Origin of the sequence: Pseudomonas sp. Leaf58 (genome assembly GCF_003627215.1) — a bacterium.
Taxonomy (GTDB): domain Bacteria; phylum Pseudomonadota; class Gammaproteobacteria; order Pseudomonadales; family Pseudomonadaceae; genus Aquipseudomonas.
Window position 1 is genome coordinate 2,985,532 of record NZ_CP032677.1, and the last position, 19,954, is coordinate 3,005,485.

16 protein-coding genes are annotated in these 19,954 nt (G+C 60.8%); 5 read left to right on the top strand and 11 right to left on the bottom strand.

The features are described 5' to 3' along the window. Window positions 1-22: 22 nt before the first annotated feature. Window positions 23-601, top strand: coding sequence for an NAD(P)H-dependent oxidoreductase (locus DV532_RS13865; protein ID WP_056803592.1), 579 nt, complete (start codon window positions 23-25; stop codon window positions 599-601). Between the two features lie 166 nt (window positions 602-767). Next, entirely contained in the window at window positions 768-1,151 is a 384-nt protein-coding gene (locus DV532_RS13870) for a MerR family transcriptional regulator (RefSeq protein ID WP_003253954.1), read from the top strand. Window positions 1,152-1,220: 69 nt separating this feature from the next. On the opposite strand, the gene DV532_RS13875 is transcribed toward DV532_RS13870, so the two are convergent. From DV532_RS13875 to DV532_RS13925, 11 genes are all read right to left on the bottom strand, one after another. Continuing rightward, entirely contained in the window at window positions 1,221-3,830 is a 2,610-nt protein-coding gene (locus DV532_RS13875; protein WP_056803589.1) for an RND family transporter, read from the bottom strand. Between the two features lie 33 nt (window positions 3,831-3,863). Next, a complete protein-coding gene (locus tag DV532_RS13880) occupies window positions 3,864-4,700 on the bottom strand; it encodes an outer membrane lipoprotein-sorting protein (protein ID WP_020192855.1) in 837 nt (278 codons plus the stop codon). Window positions 4,701-4,750: 50 nt separating this feature from the next. Next, window positions 4,751-6,034 carry a DUF1302 family protein gene (locus DV532_RS13885; protein ID WP_056803587.1) on the bottom strand — a complete coding sequence of 428 codons (1,284 nt, stop codon included), beginning with the start codon at window positions 6,032-6,034 and terminating at the stop codon, window positions 4,751-4,753. 2 nt (window positions 6,035-6,036) lie between these two features. Further along, window positions 6,037-6,801, bottom strand: coding sequence for an SDR family NAD(P)-dependent oxidoreductase (locus tag DV532_RS13890; RefSeq protein ID WP_056803585.1), 765 nt, complete (start codon window positions 6,799-6,801; stop codon window positions 6,037-6,039). Then, window positions 6,798-7,535, bottom strand: a complete 738-nt coding sequence (locus DV532_RS13895; protein WP_056803582.1) for a 3-oxoacyl-ACP reductase family protein — start codon at window positions 7,533-7,535, stop codon at window positions 6,798-6,800. Before DV532_RS13895 ends, DV532_RS13890 begins: the two co-directional genes overlap by 4 nt. A 9-nt stretch (window positions 7,536-7,544) precedes the next feature. Beyond that, window positions 7,545-10,415 carry an aminotransferase class III-fold pyridoxal phosphate-dependent enzyme gene (locus DV532_RS13900; protein WP_056803578.1) on the bottom strand — a complete coding sequence of 957 codons (2,871 nt, stop codon included), beginning with the start codon at window positions 10,413-10,415 and terminating at the stop codon, window positions 7,545-7,547. A 38-nt stretch (window positions 10,416-10,453) separates the two neighbouring features. Then, complete coding sequence (locus tag DV532_RS13905; RefSeq protein ID WP_056803576.1) at window positions 10,454-11,665, bottom strand: beta-ketoacyl synthase N-terminal-like domain-containing protein; 1,212 nt, start codon at window positions 11,663-11,665, stop codon at window positions 10,454-10,456. Beyond that, a complete protein-coding gene (locus tag DV532_RS13910; protein ID WP_056803573.1) occupies window positions 11,662-12,960 on the bottom strand; it encodes a beta-ketoacyl synthase in 1,299 nt (432 codons plus the stop codon). The genes DV532_RS13905 and DV532_RS13910 overlap by 4 nt, the downstream gene beginning before the upstream one ends. After that, complete coding sequence (locus DV532_RS13915) at window positions 12,957-13,871, bottom strand: hypothetical protein (protein ID WP_056803570.1); 915 nt, start codon at window positions 13,869-13,871, stop codon at window positions 12,957-12,959. Before DV532_RS13915 ends, DV532_RS13910 begins: the two co-directional genes overlap by 4 nt. A 169-nt stretch (window positions 13,872-14,040) precedes the next feature. Continuing rightward, on the bottom strand, window positions 14,041-15,315 hold the full coding sequence (locus DV532_RS13920) for a beta-ketoacyl-[acyl-carrier-protein] synthase family protein (protein ID WP_056803567.1): 1,275 nt from the start codon (window positions 15,313-15,315) through the stop codon (window positions 14,041-14,043). Window positions 15,316-15,326: 11 nt separating this feature from the next. Then, window positions 15,327-15,896, bottom strand: coding sequence for an acyl carrier protein (locus DV532_RS13925; RefSeq protein ID WP_056803564.1), 570 nt, complete (start codon window positions 15,894-15,896; stop codon window positions 15,327-15,329). Window positions 15,897-16,440: 544 nt separating this feature from the next. Between DV532_RS13925 and DV532_RS13930 the strand changes: the two genes are divergently transcribed. The 3 genes from DV532_RS13930 (at window position 16,441) to DV532_RS13940 (ending at window position 19,950) form a co-directional block, all read left to right on the top strand. Continuing rightward, the gene (locus tag DV532_RS13930; RefSeq protein WP_056803562.1) at window positions 16,441-17,820 is read left to right on the top strand and encodes an LLM class flavin-dependent oxidoreductase; all 1,380 of its coding nucleotides are present in this window, start codon (window positions 16,441-16,443) and stop codon (window positions 17,818-17,820) included. A 365-nt stretch (window positions 17,821-18,185) separates the two neighbouring features. Further along, the gene (msuE, locus tag DV532_RS13935) at window positions 18,186-18,749 is read left to right on the top strand and encodes an FMN reductase (protein WP_056803559.1); all 564 of its coding nucleotides are present in this window, start codon (window positions 18,186-18,188) and stop codon (window positions 18,747-18,749) included. A 13-nt stretch (window positions 18,750-18,762) separates the two neighbouring features. Beyond that, window positions 18,763-19,950: an acyl-CoA dehydrogenase family protein gene (locus DV532_RS13940; protein WP_056803557.1), complete on the top strand. Its 1,188-nt coding sequence runs from the start codon at window positions 18,763-18,765 to the stop codon at window positions 19,948-19,950. The last annotated feature ends 4 nt before the right edge of the window (window positions 19,951-19,954 follow it).

The window sequence follows — 19,954 nt, forward strand, 5'->3', positions numbered from 1 at the left end:
ACTTCATTACCTGGAGTTTGTCATGAAGAGCAAACGCATGCTCGTAATCCTCGGCCACCCTTCGAACGACAGCTTTTGCGGCGCTGTGTCCGAACGTTATGTCGAGGCCGCCACGCAAGCAGGCCATGAGGTGCGCCTGCTGCGCCTGGACACCCTGGATTTCGATCCGGTCTTGCACGATGGCTATAACCAGATCCAGTTGCTTGAGCCCGATTTGATCGACGCCCAGAACGACATTACCTGGGCCGAACACCTGACATTGGTGTACCCGATCTGGTGGGGCGGCATTCCGGCGTTGCTCAAGGGGTTCTTCGACCGCGTGTTTCTGCCCGGTTTTGCCTTCAAGTACCGCAAGGGCTCGCCCTTCCCGGATAAGCTGCTCAAGGGCCGCACGGCTCACCTTTTGGTGACCATGGACACGCCACCGTGGTACTACCGGTGGGTGTATCGCATGCCGGGCCTGCACCAAATGCGCAAGACCACCCTGGAGTTCTGCGGCATAAAACCCCTGAAAACCCTGACCTTCGGTCCGGTATTGGGCTCCAAGCCGGAACAGCGTGAAGCCTGGCTCAAACAAGTCCAGGCAGTCGCCAGCTGCTGATCGGCCCCGGTCGGGCCGTGCCCCTGCGCTGTCCAGCCGAGCCTCCCTGCTGTGACACCTTGTCCAACTTGGCTTCCCACCCCCTGACGCTTGTGCAAAGATGTCGCGCGCCTGTACGAGCACGCGACATCTTTTCGCTTCTGATGCGTCAACAAAAGGGATTTTCATGTACATCGGCAAAGCTGCCCAGCTATCGGGCACCACCGTCAAAAGCATTCGACATTACGAAGAAATCGGCCTGTTGCCCCCCCCGCAACGCGAAGGCAAGTACCGCATCTACAGCCAGCAAAGCGTAGAGCTGCTGACCTTCATCAAATGCGCTCAGCAACTCGGTTTCAAGCTCAAGGAAATGCAGGCCATTCTGCAGGATCATCGCGGCCAGGAGCTGCCCTGGGATCTGGCCATGCAGGCCATCGATAACAAAAAGCAGGAATTGATGGGGCAGATCCAGGCCTTGCAGCAAGTGCATGACGGCTTGGTTGAGTTTGAGCTGAGCCTCAAAGATGCTCAGATGCAATGCCAGTTCGAACACCTGGAAAAAGCCCGCTGAATCCGCTCCGCCGCCCCTGAACGGCCATGGCGCCCCGTGCCGTTTTCAGCACGCAGGCGCCCCGGCGATTTAGCCTGGCACAGTCTCACCCCCCGGCTGCTCGCCCTCTTGCACTGCTGGCTGCAGCACAATCGAGGCAAAGAACCACGGCGAAATCAGCGTGACCAACAAAATGGTCATGAAGCCGCTGGATGACAGCGCCAGTATCACCAATACACCCAGGTCAATGACGGGTTTGTAGGCGGAGAACAGCAGCGCGACAAAGCCCATCGAGAAGATCACGACGTTGACCACCGTCGAGCGCCCGACGCCCTGCATGGCCGCCAGGATGGCCTCGTCGATCTCGATGCCCTTCTGCACCAGCATCTTGATCCGTGACAGCAGGTGAACGGCGTAATCCACGACGCCCACCACCAGGAACGTCACCAATGTGGTACCGATGTTCAACTCGATATCCAACAGGTACATGCTGCCGTACACCGTCACCGACGTGGTCAGCAACGTCAGCATGCCGAGGATGCCCAGGCGTACTGACTTGAGCCAGAACATCATCATCAAGGTCACGGCCAGCAACGCCAGCGAGAAGCTCAGCACCTGACCCTGGGTGATTTCCTGCAACACCCCGGTCCATATGTACGGCGTACCGGCATGGGTGACTTGCAGGTTGGCCGGTTTGTTGATGACCAGCCAGGCGTCCAGTTTATCGAGCATCGCCTGGTAATCGCCCGCCACAGAGGAGGTCATGGTGAACAGCGTCACCGCCTTCGAGTAATCGGCATTGAGCACGTTCTGCAAGTCAGTGCCGCCACCGTTCTCGAACATCATGATGTGTTGTTCGATGAGCGAGTTGCCATCGACATCGAAGGTCTCCGGTTTCCCGTCATCATCGACCACCGTCACCTGCTCCACCGCCTGCGGCACCCGCAGGAAAGCAGGGTTCATGTCGTTGAGCACGAGGTTCATGCGCTTGATGTAGGTCGCCACCGAATAGGTGTAACTCACGTTCGGCTGGGCCTTGATGAACTGGTCCAGACGTTCGAGGAACTGCACGGTTTCAGTGGTCAGCGCGCCACGCGGAGTCTTGGTGTCGAAAGCGATCCAGCCCGGCGATGTCCCCGCGACTCCGGCCCGGTTGATGAACTCGTCGGACATCCGCACCGGGCTGTCCTTCTTGAAGTAGGCAATGCCCGAGTCTTCGATATCCACCTTGAACGTGAACACCGTCATCATCGCCAACAACGGCAGGGTCACCAGCAATACCGGCTTGCGCCAGCGAATCAGCCAGGCACAGAACACCACCAGATAGTGGGAGATCAGCGACTCTTTGAGTTGCACTTTGCGCGGGACAGCATCTTTGCCCCAGATCGAAATCCACGCCGGAATCAGTAGCAACGAGATGATCAGCGCCGCCGTCAGGCCGATGGACATGAACACGCCAAAGTTGCGGATGCTGACAATGTTGTTGGTGGTGGAAATCAAGAACGTCGCAATAGTCGTGACCGTTGTCAAAACTACGGGCGTGACCATCAGGCGCTGGGTTTCACGGTTGGCTTCGCGGAAAGACTTACCCGAATTGAGCTGTTCGTAATACTCGGCCATGACGTGGATCGCGTCGGCACAACAGATGGTGAACAGGAACACCGGCAAGACACTGGTGAGCAAGTCCATCGGCACACGCAGCAGCGCCATCAGGCCAAGGGTCCAGATGGTGCAGAACAGGATATTGAACAGCGGCAGCACCACGCCAAGTGGTTTGCGAAAGAAGAAAACCAGCAGAGAGGTCACCAACAGGAACACAATCGGGAACAGCATCGCCAAGTCGTGATCGATGATTTCCTGCTGGGCCGCAATGAAGATCGGCATGCCAGCGATGAACACCTCATCGGTGAATTCCGGGTGAGCGGCCTGGTACTTCGCGATGATCTCGCGGACCTGGTGATAGGCACGCAACTGGGCCTGAGCGTCGTCCTGTTTGGTGCCCAGTTCGGCGACGACCATGGCGACTTTCTTGTCCGCCGAGACGACGCCACCGACCATCTGCTCGTTGCCCATGATCTGCGCTTCGACCTTGATCGGGTCCATATCCAGGGCGTGCAAGGTCTTGTGGATCCACAACTCGCCATCGGCACTCAAGCTGATGTTTTCCAGGTCAGCCATCGAGGCCATTTCCTGGATCGGGTTGAGCCGCTCGGCAAGAAAGCTCAGGAACTGCAGGTCATGGCTGTCCCAGTGCCGGGCAATCCCATGGTCGCGCAGCGCTTTGGCGGCAGCGTAATCGTTCTGCGAAAAACCCTCGGCGAGGATCTGCACCAGCAAACCCTGGGCATCATGGTCGCCACTGTGGAGTCCGACGATGCGCTGCAGTTCGACCCGGTCCTCATCGTTCGCCAGCATCAACCGGCGTATGGCCTGGGACAGCTCGAACTGGGCGTTCAGCGACGTGGTGTTGAAGACACTCTCGGGGTTGTTCAGCGCCACCATGACCGAGTCATACGTGCCAGTGAACTCGCGCTGCAAATCAATGATCGTCTTGCGCGCCGGGTGAGTGTCCTTGAGCAGATACGGATTGGTGTCCGACATCAGCGCGCCGAGGGTGTAGGTGAAGTAGGCGGTGATCGCCACCAGCACGAACACAATTGCCCGCGCATAGCGCTCGACGAAGTTCAGGTATCTTTCCATGAATGAGGGTTCCAGATGAATCGAGAGCGGCGCTTAGCGGGCAGACACGGCGTATTCCGGCAAGTCGCCGGCTTTCAGCCCGCGCTTGATCGCGGTCTGCGTGAACAGGCGGTCGTCCAGCGCGACGTTGTACTGCAACTGGTTGAAGCGCAGCTGAGAGCGCGTACCGGCGATGAAGTCCTCGGTTTCGCTGAGGGTAATGCTGTCGATCTGGTCGATGGTTTCAGTCTTCAGGGTTCGCATCTGCTTGAACATCACACCTTTTACATCGAAGAAGTCCTGGCGCAGCACCAGTGAGTTCTTCTTGTCAACCCAGACCTTGAGCTTGTTGTAGCCGGTCTTGGCCAGCACGGCAGGCGTCGCCGGCTCACGCTCGATCACGTAGCAATCGCGGCCCTGCAACTGCTCTTCGCCAACCAGCGTTTGGCGATAGTCTTCGGCGCGAATCTTGTCGAGGTCGGCATAGGAGTAGTCGCTACCCATGAACGCCCCGCGTTTGTCGGTGGTGGAAATCCTTCGGGTCTGTCGGCTGACCGGCAAATACATCCATTGGCTGTCTTCGAGGCCCAGGGCCTCGCGCGGGTTTTCAATGTGGAAGGCGACGTCACGCACATCACTCGGCGCGGAGAAATACATGGTGAATTTGTCGCTGTCCGGGTAATCCTTTTGCAGGTAGCTGAACTCGCGGATGCGGCTGTTACCTTGCTTGTCGATCAGGATCAGGGACACCTGGGACATGAAGCTCTTGCCGTCATCGCGGTCCCGGGCCTGGCGAATGATGTCGTCGGCCGTGCGTGTTTCAGCTGCCATGGCGGCAGCGGCGCTCAGCAGCAGTGCGCTTACAGTCAGGGTCTTGAAGATGGGCAACATCGCGATTTCCTTTTCATTGTTTGAGTGGTTCGCACACCGCACCGGTGTGGTCAGAACAGATAACCGGCGGATAAGCGCACCTGGTCGCGGTTGGCGTACGCACCGAACTGGCGGTCGGGCTTGCCGAAGAACACATCGACTTCGAGCCCCAACTTGAGCCAGTCCACCGGTTTGTAGGTGAAGATCCCCTGAACGAAACTGTCGTCCTGCGCTGGCGGCGACATGCCGAAAACCAGACGGGTCTTGAGGCGATCCTGGAACTGCGAGCCTTCGGCAGACACAGTGAACAGGTCGTCGCGTTTGTCCTGGACCATGCCGGGCTGCCAGTCGAGCAGCCGCTGATGTTGCCACTGCATCGAGATCAGCCAGTCCCGCAATAGGTAATCGACGCCCAGCAGCGACTTGGTCATCGCCGTCTGGTCGCTGCCGTAAGCGCGGTAAGGATTGGTGACGCGCCAATTGTCGAAATAGGCGACTTCACTGCGTACCACGATGCTGTGGCCGGCATCGATGGCCACACTTGAGCCGCCCATGGAATAGCGCGGGAATTGCCGTTCGAGGCGAATCAGGCCCTCTTCGGTCTGGCCTTCGACGGCGTAAACCGGGTCCTGTTGGCGGGCGTTGAGGGCAACGAAGCTGACATCCACCGTGCCGATCCGGCCGTTGGCACTGGCGCCGTAACCGAAGCCACTGTGACCGTCATAACCGGGCCGCGAATCGACCACAAACATCTGCGGATCGGGTGTGGCAAAGATCGGTGCATCGAACTCGCTGCCGACGGCCGGCGCCTGGTTTTTCACAAAATCAGTGATCACCAGCGCTTCCAGCTCCCACTCGGCGACCGGCTGCAGCAGGCGAATCATCGGCACGGCGATGCGGCTGTCTTCCAACAGACCGATCACACCCTCGCGATAATCCAGCGGGTTGATCTGATCGAGCACCCGTAATTCATCTGCACGCCCCCACACCACCTGCTGCCAGCCCACCGTCAGCTCGCCGTCACCGACGTAGAGCCCCCAGTAAAGGTGCCGCCAATCGGCAGTCGCCCGGTAATCGTCCCGGGCTTGCGCGCTGTATGGGTTGTTGCCGTCATAACGGAAGTCGTAACGGGCTCGGCCCTTGGCCTTGTAGTAGCCGCTGTCCCAGGCATCCTCCAGGCTGAACTTGAGGTACACGGCCTTTTGCGTGACCTGGTCGTCACCGTGCAGACGCACGGCCGTGGCAACGCCGATCTCCGCTTCATGATGCTCCGGCAACCACTCGGCGATCGCCACTGGCGAGCCGAGGCTGACCAGCGCGGCCAAAAGGCCGCGGTTCAATCCCAGTCGAGCCATGGCTACATTCCCAACCCGGCACCGCCGTCGATCATCAGGCTTTGCGCCGTGACACCACTCGCCTGCGGGCTCGCCAGATAACGAACCATGGCCGCCACTTCGTCGCCCTGAATGAAGCGCCGTAGGGGCAACTTCTTCTTGGCATTGCGCAGGATTTGCTCGTGGGTGATCCCGGCGATGCGCGCTTGAGCCGCCAATTCGCCTTGCAGCATCGGTGTGTCGATCCAGGCGGGCAGGATGGCATTGACGGTAATTCGCCGTGGCGCCAGGTCCAGCGCCAAGGCTTTGGTCATACCGATGATGCCGTGCTTGGAGGCGCAGTAAGCGGTGTTGCGGACCTTGCCCGCTCGGCCGAGGATCGACGACATGTTGACGATCCGCCCACCATCCGCCAACAGTGGCAGGCACAACGAGGTGACGTAAAAGGTGCCGTTGAGGTTGATCGAAATTACCTTGTGCCAGTTGTCGAGGTCTTCGGGTTCGTTCTCGTCGCAGACCCCGGCGCTGTTGACCAGCACATCGACAAAGCCGACCCGGTTGGCCAGGCCCTTGAACAGAAGTTGCAGGCTGGCGAGATCGGCGATGTTCGCTTGATGGGTTTCGATGCGAGCGGCAAATTCGCCCTCGGTGACCCACCTCTGCAAGGTTGCCAGATCCCGATCAAGCAAGATCAAAAGGTGCTCGGCCTGGGCTGCAAAATTTTCCGCGACGGCGCGGCCAATACCATTGGCCGCGCCGGTAATCACAATCGTGCGTGCCTGGCTCATAACATTTTCAATCCACCGTTGACGGACAAGACTTCGCCCGTGACGTACAGGCCGCGCTCGGCCAGATACAGCACCGCGTCGGCAATTTCTTCAGGCCGGGCGAACCGTTTGATCAACAGCCGCGACTGGATTTCCTGCTCATGGGCGCCGACCAGTGCTTCGCTCATGTCGGTGCTGACGATGCCGGGAGCCACCGCGTTGACCCGGATGTTGCGCGGCGCCAACTCCACCGCCAGTGCGCGTGTCAATGCTTCTACACCGCCTTTGGCGGCGGCGTAGTTGCTCTGGCCCTTGCCGGGCTTTTGCGCGGCCACCGAACTGAGGTTGACGATGCACCCGCTGCGTTGGCGCATCATGCAGGGCAGCACCTGCTGACAGCACAACAACGTGCCGACCAGGTTGGTCTGGATGACCTCGGTGATGTCGCTCAACGATTGCGTGGCGAGCAAACCGTCACGGGTAACACCGGCGTTGTTGACCAACAAGTCGATACGCTCGAAACGTTGCTCGACCCGTTCAAAAAACGCCTGAATGCTCTGCGCATCCTTGATATCACACTGCACGGCCAGGCACTCCCGGCCGAGCCCCTCGACCTGCGCCTGCAAAGCAGCGGCTGACGCCTCGTCACGGACATAACTGAAGGCAACCTGATAACCCGCGCCGGCCAGGGCCAGCACGATGGACTTGCCAATGCCGCGACTGCCGCCGGTCACGACAGCTATTTTCTGAGTCATGACCGCTCCTTAAAGTGAGTTTTGAGTTTTGAATTGCGCGAGGGTGAAGCCGTGGGTCGCGGCCAGTGCGCGGACCTGCTGAACTTGCTCACGGCTGATATCGCCGTAGGAGCCGTGCTGGCTCATGCCCGACAAGCCCATCAACACCGACTCGGCCATGCACGCATACAGCTGACCTTTTTTCAGATAGGCCCGCACGTTGGGCGCCAGGCCGTCGTCAAACGGCGTCTGGACGATGCCGCCGTGCATGTAGAGCACGTCTTCGCGTTGGCTCGGCAGGTCTTGATGGACGTTCAGCGGCACGGCGATATCGCAAATCACGCTGCGCTCGGCGAAATGTTCGGCACCGAGGAACGGCTGAGGCGCATTGGCAGCGCACAGGACAATCCGTGCGCCCTTGAGGGCGTCGAGATCGTGGGTGACCGTGATGAAGGCGTTCGCGCCAAGGCGCTCATCCACCAGACGGGCGATGTGCAAACCGAGGTCGGCTTTTTGTCCATGTAAGTGCAACAAGCCACGAAAACCATCAAGGGTCAGCAGTCGCTGCGCCAACCGGTCGTGTTCGGCCGTGCCTTTGAGGATCGAACGGGCCGCGTCGGCGTAAATCTGTTGCGCAGTTTTCTCCAGGCGCCGAACCGAGCCGTCACGACCGCTGCCAATCAGAATCAGGTGATCGACGGTGGCGGACAGCACCGAGGCATAGGTCGACGCAACGTTACCGGCGGCACCGACAACGGCAGCGGTTTGCTCGCGCAGTGCCAGACCTTGCTGTACACAGCCTTGCTCGATGGCTTCGAGCCCCATGCCGATGGTCAGGGCATTGCCGGACGTCAGGGCCATGTCGGCAATCTTCAGCGCCTGACAATTGTTGGTGACGATCGAGGTGTACATCCCGAGGCCGGCGATGTTGCAGCCATCGGCGCGGGCATCGGTGACACGCCTGCCGACTTCTTCGCGAATGCTGTCCAGGTCACCGCTGAGGATGTACTCGGCCATGGCATCCGAATCCATGCACAGCGGGTACAACGTGAACTCCACCGCCATGCCGAGGCGTGACCGAATGATCACCGGGCCGACTGGCACAGCGCGGCGTTCAGGCTTGGTGCGATTGATGAACGTGCGTTTTTGTTCCGGGCTCAGGGCTGCCAGCGAGGGATCGACGTCACCGAGGATATCGGCATCGATCAGGTGGTTGATGAACGCTACCCGAGCGACGACTTCGACCTTGGCATCGATGTTTTCAACGGGCTCGGCCCCCCGAAAATCGTCTTGACGGGCTGGCACGGCGGCAATCGAGTCCGCGCAGATACCCGCCGCCAACGGCAACGCATCGCCACGGCGCAGCATGTCGCAGACCCGTTGCAGGGCTCCGATCAGCCCGTCGATTTCGCTCAGGGTGATACAGGCTGGCGGCTCCAGGCGAATCACGTTGGAGTTGCTGCCCGACGGTGCTACCCGCAACGCTTCGAATTGCAACAGGTAACCGGCGATCAAGTAACCCAAGGCATCGTTGTACTGGGCCGACGCCTGTACCAGCGAGCTGCTGACACTCAAGTCATGCAATTCCAAACCCACCAGCAAGCCACGCCCGCGCACATCGGCAATCACATCCGGATAGGCCATCTTCAGTTCATTGAGCGAGGCTTTGAGGTAGGCGCCCTTGGTGCGTATGTCTTTGAGCATCGCGTCGTCATTGGCGAACAACCGGCGCAATGCCGACAGCGCGATATGGCAGGACGGATCGTCCTCGGCGAAGGTCGAGCTGTGGATGTAGCTGAACTCGCCTTCGTAGTGGCTGCTGCGGATCACCGTCGCGGCGATTTTCATCAAGCCGCCGCCGAGGGCCTTGGACAGGCAGTAATAGTCGCCTTGCAGGTTGAACTGGCTGCTGGCAAGAAACGTCCCGGCGCGACCAAAACCCGACTGCACTTCATCGACCACCAGCGGGCATTGTTGCTCGTTACACAGCTTGCGCAGCCCCAGATAGAACTCGGCCGCGAACTCGTTGATACCGCCTTCACCCTGAATCGGTTCCATCAACACGGCGGTAATCGCACTGAACGGCAGTTGCAGCACGTTCAGGTGTTCGCCGTCCCATTGCAGGCTCAACCAATGGTGCGTGTGCCGGGCCGGCAATTCCTGCAACTGATGGGGCTGCTGTGGGTCGATGAACTCGACGTTCAGACCAAAACGGGCAAACGGCGCGCGGTACTGACGGCCATAGGTCAGTTGCACGGTATTGACCAATTTGCCGTGGAAGCTGCCGCGCAGGGCGACGAATACCGGTTCGATGTGCAACTGCGCCAGGTTGTGTTGGCGAACGGCTTCAACCACCTGACGCAAGGTCACGCTGTTCAGGGTGGCCGGCAGGACACCTGCAGGCAGGTCGAGGTCGGCCACATCCAGCTCGCGGTAAGCGCGTTCGCTGGCGGTCAGGCGGGCCAGGGTGAAATCGATGTCGTCGAACTGCTTTTTCAGGCTCTTCTGGCGACGAAACTCCGCGTGCTTGACGGCGATTTCCACCGCCTCCGCGCCACTGTTGGAGAAAGTCGAAATATAACGTTCGGTGTTCTTCAGTTCGCGATTGAAGGCGTCGCTGAGCTCTCGCCCCAATTGCCCGGCCGCACCGCGGATCGACATTTGTGCGTTGAACGGCACGTCGCTGCGCAGCAGCGCACATAGCTGATCGACAAACTGTGGGTCGTTGTGGCCGAACAGTGCCGCACCGTAACCGCCGAGAAAGTCGGTGACCGTGACCATATCGCCCTTGGGGTTGCGGTAGAACAACTGGCTACCGAGGGCGCGCTGAAATTCAATCTCCAGGCCCAGTGCCTGGAGCAGGCCGACGAATTTGGGCCGAACGAAATCGCGATAATCCATGACAGTCATATCCCTTGAAAGTAAAAAAGAGGCGGTAGTCAGCGGCAGTCCTGAGTGACCTTTGCGCTGTAGAGCACTTGATAGGCGGCGCTGAATCCGTTGTCGTCGCGGTTCAGCACCAGGCAATGCGCAAGGCTCGCGGCGTGGGGCGCGCCCTGAATAAACGGCAGGTTCGCCACTGGCTGCTGCAAACCGGCAATCGGCGGCACGCTTTGGGCCTGCAATGCGCAACGCGCAAGCATCAGATCCACCAGGCTCGGCGCCGCGCTGAGAATGCCGTTGATCGCCAACCCGCTGGTGATGTGCGAGGCGCGTGCAAGGGCCAGCGTCTGGCACAACACGCGGTCTTTGTGCGCATCGCCGGTGCCGCTGCACACCAACACATCGGTTGGGCTGTCGGGCAGGCTCAAGCGACCGAGGGTGGCATGGGCCGTCATGTCGGCGAGGCACGCCTGAGGACCGGCCGGAAGGTCTTCGCGCCGGCGCAGCACCAATGCTGCCGCTCCCTCCCCGGCAATGCCGCCGGTGCCCCGAAGGTCAAACGGCAGCAGAGTGTTCGAGCCGTTGGCGCTGATGACACCCGCCTGGACCAACCCGGACAGCGCCAGGGCATCCAGCTCGCTGCCCGCACCGACAACGATTGCCGCGTCAATTCGGCCATCCTGCAAAGCGGCCGTAGCCTCACGCAAGGCTGCCAGGTTGCCGGCGACACCTTGCATATAGGCGTTGCACTCACCCACCAGTTTCAGCGCCAGGCTGGTGACACCCAGCAAGCAGTTGCTCAAGCCTTTGAGCACCAGAAAAGGGTCCTGGGCACGGTCTTGCAGGATCCGTTTGGCGAACGCCGCCATGTCGGCGACGCCGTCCTGCCGACAGCCGAGCAACAACTCGGCATAGGATTCCAAAGACGGATGGGTGTAGCCGCCCTGACAGCAATACAAACCGAAACGGACATCCGGCTGCTCATCGGCCAGGCCTGCTTCTTCCAACGCCTGACGTACCGCGCTGATACCCCAGATCACTGCCGGCGTGCAGTAACGCTGAAGGTTTTGCGCAAGGTCTTGTCGGCTGCGTTGGTGGTCCTGATCCTGAATTTGCCCGAACGCCACCACGCGTTCGCTGCTGAACCGTCGGGCGTTCAGCGCCGTAATTGCACTGCGCCCTTCGGTTGCGGCCGCCCAGAAAGACTCGACACCCCAGCCGCTGGGCAACACGCAACCCGCACCGGCAATCGCGACCGCCTGTTTCATCGCGGCCCCTCTTGGTACTTGCCCAGCGCCAGTGAAGTGTTGAGGCCGCCGAAACCGAAGGAGTTGCTCAGGGCAACGTCGACCTTGCGCTCGACCGCTTGATGGGCGCAGTAGTCGAGGTCGCATTGTTCGTCGGCATCATGCAGGTTCAGGGTCGGCGTGACCCGATCATCCCGGCACGCCAGGGCCGTGAGCATGAACTCCGGTGCTCCGGCGGCCGCAATCAGGTGGCCGAACTGGGATTTGTTGGCCGTCACCAGTAACCGCCGATAATGGTCGCGCTCGGCGAACAGGGTCTTGATCGCCAGGGTTTCGGCGGCATCGTTGAGGGGTGTCGACGTACCGTGGGCATTGATCAGATCGACCTGTTGCGGCTCCAGCCCGGCATCCGTCAGGGCCGCCTGCATCGCCAGCACCGCTCCCCGGCCCTGCGGGTCGGGTGCGGTGATTTTGTAGGCATCCAGGCTGCTGCCGAAACCCAGCACTTCGGCGTACGGCGTTGCCCCTCGGGCGAGCGCCCGTTCGAGGGTTTCGAGCACTACAAAACCACCGCCTTCACCCGCAATCAAGCCACTGCGATGGCGGTCGAACGGCCGACACAGTTCGGTGCCCCAACGCTGTTCGCTGCTGGCGGCGCCGAGCAGATACAGCGCGGTCATGGTGTCCAGGCTCAGCACCGAATCGGCGCCCCCGGCAATGGCCTGCTCGACCTCGCCGCGACGGATCATCTGGAATGCATTGCCGATAGCCTGGGACGCTCCCGCGCAGGCGCTGCTGATATTGATCACCGGGCCTTCACTGCCGATGCCATCGGCAATCACCCGCGCAAGGCGGTCGTTGCTCTGACACAGTGAACTGTCAGGATCGACCTGCGCCTGTCGCGCCATCAATTGAGCCCAGGACGGCGCCTGCGCCGGGTTATCCGCCAGGCTGAGCAGCATGTCCTGCAAACGATGTGCAGGTGCGCCGGACGCTGACAATACCGCCGCGCCACGCAACTGTTCGGGGCTCAGACCACTATCGGCAATGGCTTGGGTAGCCGCGACCCAACCAAAGCGGGTGCGTTTTTCCAGCGACAATCCCCAGGCCGGATGGTCTTTCAAGTGTGCCGGCATCAAGCCCATATCCACGGGCGCTGCGTAACGCACGGGGAACGCACCCGCCTCGACGCCTTGCGGTTGCCATGGCCGAATGCAATGCTCGCCGGCCAACATTCTTTGCCACATGGACTGCCACTCGAAACCGAAGCCGGTGACGGCGCCCATGCCCGTGATCACGATCCGTGTGGGGCTCATGGGTAACTCTCCATTGTCTCTGTGTCCGAGGATGTTCTGGCCAGCAGCACCGCGCCCCAATGCCCGCCTCGGCTATGTTCGAGCAACAGCGTGTAACGGCTGCAATCCAGTGCCCAGGTCACAGCGATTTCGCTAAGCAAGGCGCTGGCGCCCAAGTCACCTACCAACGCCTTGGAGTGTTCGAGGGTGTGCCCGGATAGGGTAAACAACGCGGCAATCTGCGGATCCTGTGCATCGGCGACGACTTGCCCGACATCGCTGAGGCACAGTTTTTCGTTGCTCAAAGCACGCTCAATGACGTCGCGACCGACCGCCAGTCCACGCTCGGGTTGCACGCTGTAACCACGGGCAAACCCGGCAATACGCAACGCAGATTGAGCACCGCTGCCCGGGTTGGTCGTCAGCAACAGTGCCGCAGCACCTTCGCCGAAAACCCACGGGCTGGGGTTCACAGGTGGGTGAGTAGCGTCACGCAGGTACAACGCCGGGGTGATGTTCGGACTGCTACTGACGACGACGGCAGCATCGGCACGGCCTTCGCTCAGATGGGCAGCGGCCTCCATCAAAGCATCCAGCCCCGCATTGCCCTGGGAGCAAAAACCGCCCATGGGACCCTTGCAACGCAAGGCCTCAGCCGCGTGGGCCATGACGCTGCTGTTGAGCATCATCAGCGCATGCAGCGGCGGTGTGTGGGCAAAGAATTGCGCCAACAGATCTGCCGGTTGTGCGCCAATGGCCTGCACTGCATCCCAGCACGAGCTGGGGCCATCCACTTCCGGAATGGCAGCGGTCAATGCGATCCGCTCGTCGGGCAGTTCCAGCCCACGCAAGGTCTCGGCGAGACGGCCGGCGCAATACAGCAGGCGCGCGCCCTGAGGCTCAAGGCTGCGGGACAGTTTGCGGTCGTACACACCAGCTGGCAAGGCGGGCGCTGCGACACAATGGGCCAGACGTACCGGGTCAAAATCCAGCGGTTGCGCGGCCTGAGGTTGACTGCCACGAGACGCACATTCAGTTCCGGCGGCGTTGAGTACCGACGCAGCAGTGATATAAACAGCGGTTGAATTGGATCTGGTCATGTCATGCCCTGCCCAGCACCAACGAACTGTTCACGCCACCAAACCCGAAGGAGTTGGAGAGCACGACATCGATCGGTTGCTGCAACGGTTCGCAAAGGAATTTCAACTCCGGAAATTCGGATTTATCCGGCTGAAAATTGAGGGTCGGCAAGGCCACGCCCAACTGAATGCTCATCAACGACAGCACCGCCTCAATGGCACCACTGCCGGCCAACGAATGCCCTACGGCAGATTTGTTGGCGGTGAACGTCATCTGCTCCAGGGTTTCGCCGAAGACCTGCGCCAGGCCCAGGGCTTCGCAACGGTCATTGGCCTGTGTCGACGTACCGTGAACATTCACATGGTCCACAGCCGCACTGGTCAGTTCGGCATCGACCAGGGCCGCCGTCATGCAGGCGGCATACTTGCTGCCGTCGCGGCTGCTGGAGGTGATTTTCTCTGCCTCGCACAGATTCGCGTAACCCAGCACCCGGCCCAGCGAACAGGCCTGACGACGCTCGGCATGCTCGCGGGATTCCAGCACCAACAGCGCCGCCCCTTCACTCAGCACAAAACCGCAGCGGTCCGGCATGAACGGCCGGCTCTGTTCTTGTGGGGAAAAGTCCACTCGCTGGCAGAGTGCGCCCAGCCCATCAAAGCTGTAGTAGGACAATTCATGGGCCATCAACTCCACCGCGCCACACAACGCCAGGTCGATCTCGCCACGGGCGATCGCTCGATAGGCGCTGCCGATGGCCATGGTGCCGGCGGCACAGGCATCGGAATGTGTGGAGATATGGTCACGTACACCCAGCCATTTGGCGAGATGGCGGGTTTGCTGATCAACCCGCCGGGCAAACGCCCCACCGCTGAGGGTGTGGTTATCCAGGTACTGGTCGAGATCGACCCGCCCCTGATCGTCCATATAACGGCTGGCGTCCCGCAAATCACCGCTCACGCAATGTTTGTTGGCCCCGACGAAAATACCGCTGGCGACTCGGGCAAATGCGCCGTCGGCCAACCCGGCATGGGCCAGCGCCTGACGGGCCACGTAATGCGCCAGCCATTCCTGGCGGGAGGTGGTCTGCAGGTCGCCCGGAAAGGCCGCCGCGATGACCTGCCATTGTTGCTCATCGACAAATCCGGCCGCCGGGTTCGCAAACCCCAGTTCGACAAACGCCGGGTGCTGGCGAATGCAGGAACGGTTTTCGCTGATCGTCGTGAACAGCGAGGCCGCATCCAGTGCCGTGGGAGCCACCAGGCCATAGCCGGTGACCAGAACCTCTCGGGCCTGCATCAAGGCACCCCCTACGCCGAAGCCTTCAACTGGGTGGCCGCGTAATGCTCAACCAACAGACGCGAGATCGAGTCACCGTCCAGAGGGGTCAGGCGAGCACTGCAACCGCCACACACCACTTGTTTGCGTTCATTGAGTTGGGCATGAACCGCGCCACACTCAGGGCAGGTCTCGGGGAGGTAGTTGAAAACGTTATGGCATTGCTGCGCCCAGTTACGCACGGTGGTGGCCGAGAAGACATCGCCCGGCTGCATGCCCACGTGCAACTGGCCCGGCGCATAAGCGCTGAGGCTCTGCTCCAGCAAGGCCACGCCGTCCTGCGTGATTCGGCCTTTTTCGACAAACCGGGTGGCGTCGCCGAACACCGCTACCGCGTGATCCAGCACGCTGGTTTTCGGCAAGGTGCAACCGTACTGACGGCCCAGCTGGAAGCTCAGGTCGACGATGTCCAGCGAGTCGGCGCTGAGGTCGTCAACGATACTGCTGTGCTCTGCCACGTCGCCCCTATCCAACACCAGCAACTGCGCAAGAATCTCCTGTGTACTGCTGATAACGCTGTCCAATTCCAACGGATTATTCATTGATTGTTTCCCTACAAAAGCCGCATTGAATGAATAAAGTCACCGGGCCAAAAAAGCTGTTTTCAGGCCAGATCTATCGAGGGCCGGGAGTCTAAAGTCTCCCCCTAAGGGGAGAGTCAACGCGCCATCATTTCTTTCTGTGAGAAATCCCGACGCGCCCTAAAACCTTGGATTTATGCAGCTCAAGGGTGCTTGGAGAGGAATCGAAAAATGACAAAAACGATTGCTTGAAACAGCACGATAGTTCCAGAAGTCTGCTGGGGTATCGAAGTGTATTTTTGGGGGAACATTTCTGTCCTTGCGCGACGTAAATTTCAGGCACGGTGTCGGACCGACTTCAGGCTCGGATACCACACGCCGGGGCTGATCCAATTCCTAGGCACATACTTATTACTAATGAGTATTTAAATTATATTTTTATATCTTTTAAGATATAAAAACCGGACCACCGGACCCTCGATTTTTCCCGCCGCCTCCTTGCGCCCTTGCCAAAGCAGCGCAGGGGCAAGGCATCCAGCGCGACCGTGATAAATAGAGAATCCTCATGTCCGATCCAACTCCCCTGCTCTTCGGCCTCTACGAGCAAGCCAGCGTCGGCTGTGGCGGTGCGCCCAGCCTGTGGACGCATCCGGCCGACGAGCGCCTGGGCATCAACACCCTGAAATTCTGGTCGAATCAGGCGCGCATCGCCGAACAGGCCAACCTTGACCTGTTCTTCTTCGCCGACGTACTGGGCTTCTACGACGTGCATGGTGGCAACCATGACGCCGCCCTGAAATGGGCCGTGGAAGCACCGGCCAATGACCCGCTGCTGCACATCCCGGCGTTGGCCGCGCTGACCGAGCACCTGGCCTTCGGCGCGACGGTGAGTACCACCTACGAACACCCATTCAGCCACGCGCGGCGCTTCAGCACGCTGGATCACCTGACCGACGGGCGCATCGGCTGGAACATCGTCACCTCTTACCTGAGCAGCGCGGCGCGCAACTTCGGCCTGAATCAGATGATCCGCCACGACGACCGCTACGCGCGCGCCGAAGAGTTCATGGAGGTGGTCTATAAACTCTGGGAAGGCAGCTGGGCCGATGATGCGGTGGTCGCCGACAAGGCAAAGCAGCTATACGCCCGTGGCGAGCGGGTACGCCCAATCGACCATGAAGGCACCTACTACCGGGTAGCCGGACCACACCTGACGGCGCCTTCGCCGCAACGCAGCCCGTTGTTGATCCAGGCGGGATGGTCCGGACGGGGCCGGCAGTTCGCCGCCAAGCATGCCGAGCTGATCTTCACCGCCAAGTCCGACCCGCTGGAGATTCGCGCCGGGCTCGACGATATCGCTCGCCAGGCAGTGGCTAACGGCCGCGCCGCCGATGACGTGAAATCGCTCACCGTGCTGCGGATTGTCACCGCGCCGACCGCCATTGAGGCGCAGCAGAAATACGATCAGTTGCAAAGTCACTATCACCTAAAGGCGCAACTGGTCAGCTATGCCGGCGACACTGGCATCGATATCGGCCGCTATGCCGACAACGAGCCCCTGACCACCCAGACCGAAGGCATGACCTCTTACGTGATGCGCCCCGATGGCAGCGGCAAGCCGCTGACCGCCGGCGACGTGCGTCAGCGCTTCGCCAAGGTCACCCGTGGCACCGATCTGATTCTGGTCGGCACGCCAGCCCAGGTAGCCGAAAAGATCGAGGAACACGCGCGGCTTTCTGGCACCACCGGCTACATGCTCAACCCGCTGATCAGCCCCGGTACGCTGACCGACTTTGCCGAATGGGTCGTGCCCGAGTTGCAGAAACGCGGGCTGTACCGCACTGCCGCGCAACGCGGCACCTTGCGCTCACGCTTGCGCGGTGACGGCGCCAACCATCTGCCAAGCAATGCCTATGGAGCACGCTTCAGGTTTACTCAGGGCTGATTGCCGTGACGAAAAAACCCGCCCAGCTTGCGCTGGACGGGTTGGTTTTAGGCCCACCCAGTTAAAACTAAAAAGCATATAAATATTTACTTATATTATTTTTAGAGATAACAAAATATCTCTATAAGTGAGCCATCAGGAGCGCATCCAGCGCCTCGACCCGCTGTTGCAGCCGCCATTGTTGCCACAGCAACAGGCCGGCAACTGTTTGCTCGGCAACAGCGGATCAACAAATCGTCTGCCAAGGCAACAGCCCTGCGCTTGTCACCAGGCCTGCGCCCCAGTTTTTACGGGGGCTTCGCTCTTGGTACAGGGCTTGCTCAAAGGACTGAGCCTACACCAACAGCCCTACAGGAATTTACCGGATGAGCACTCCTTTCAAAGTCGTCGCCGTCTCTGGCGGCACCGCCCGCCCCTCGCGCACCCTGGCCCTGACCGAGGCCATCGTCAGCGAGGTTGGCCGGCGTCTGAACATCGATGCGCACCTGATCGAGCTGGGCAACATCGCCCGCCCGCTGGGCAGCGCACTGTGGCGCAAGGAGTTGCCGGAAACCGTCGAACATGAGCTGCGCCAGATCGAGTCGGCCGACCTGTTGATCGTCGCCGCGCCGGTCTATCGCGGTACCTACCCAGGGCTGTTCAAGCACCTGTTCGACCTGATCGGCCAGGACGCCCTGATCAACACACCGGTACTGCTCGCTGCTACCGGTGGCAGCGAACGCCATGCCCTGGTGCTCGAACACCAGCTACGCCCGCTGCTGAGCTTCTTCCAGTCGCTGACCCTGCCCATCGGGGTCTACGCCAGCGAAGCCGATTTCGCCGACTACCGTATCGTCAGCCCAGCCTTGCAGGCACGTGTGGAGCTGGCGGCGGAACGCGCCGTAAGCGTGTTCAGCAACCAGGCGCATGCGCTGCGCAAGATCGCCTAAGGAGCGCGAACGCATGAGAACCCATCAACAACCCACCGTGCTCAGCCCCTTGCAAACCGCCCGTCGCCTAGCGACGGAGTTCGCCGAAACCGCCGTCGAACGCGACGAGGCCGGTGGCACGCCCAAGCAGCAGCGCGATGCGATCCGCCAGAGCGGCCTGCTGGCCTTGAGCATCCCGACGCAGTTTGGCGGCCTCGGTGCCAGTTGGAGCGAAACCCTCGGCGTGGTGCGCGAGTTCGCCAAGGTCGACAGTTCCATCGCCCATGTCTTCGGCTTCCAGCACCTGATGCTGGCGACCGTGCGCCTGTTTGCCCGCCCAGATCAGTGGCAACCCTGGTTCGAGCAGACCGCGCGCAAGAACTGGTTCTGGGGCAATGCCCTCAATCCGCTGGACACCCGTACCGTACTCAAGCGCTTCGATGGCTGGTACGAGTTTTCCGGCAAGAAGAGTTTCTGCTCCGGCGCCAGCGATTCTGAAATGCTGATCGCCTCGGCCATCGACGAACGCGCCGGTGGCAAGTTGCTGATCGCCGCCATTCCCAGCGCACGCACCGGCATCACACTGCATAGCGACTGGAACAACATGGGCCAGCGCCAGACCGACAGCGGCAGCGCCACCTTCGAGCGCGTGCGCGTGGAGGCGAACGAACTGCTGCTCGACCCCGGCCCGCTGAGCACGCCGTTCGCCTGCCTGCGCCCGCTGATCGCCCAACTGCATTTTGCCTACATCTTCCTTGGCATCACCGAAGGCGCCCTGGAAGAAGCACGCCAGTACACCCTCAAGGAGGGGCGCCCGTGGTTCCGCTCCAAGGCCCAGCACGTCAGTGAAGACCCTTACATCCTGCGCCATTACGGCGAATTCTGGGTCGGTTTGGAAGGCGTGCGCCTGCTGGTGGAACGTGCTGCCGAGCAGCTCGATGCCGCCTGGCACAAGGAACACGCCCTGGGTGCCGAAGAGCGCGCACAACTGGCGCTGGCCATCGCCACCGCCAAGGTAGCGGCAGTGCGCACCGGCCTGGACATCTGCAACCGGCTGTTCGAGGTGGTCGGCGCGCGCGCCACCCACGCCTCGCTCCGCTTCGACCGTTACTGGCGCAACCTGCGCACCCAGAGCCTGCACGACCCACTGGACTACAAGCTCCATGAGCTGGGTGAGTGGGCGCTGAACCAGACGCGACCTACGCCCACCTTCTATTCATAGGGAT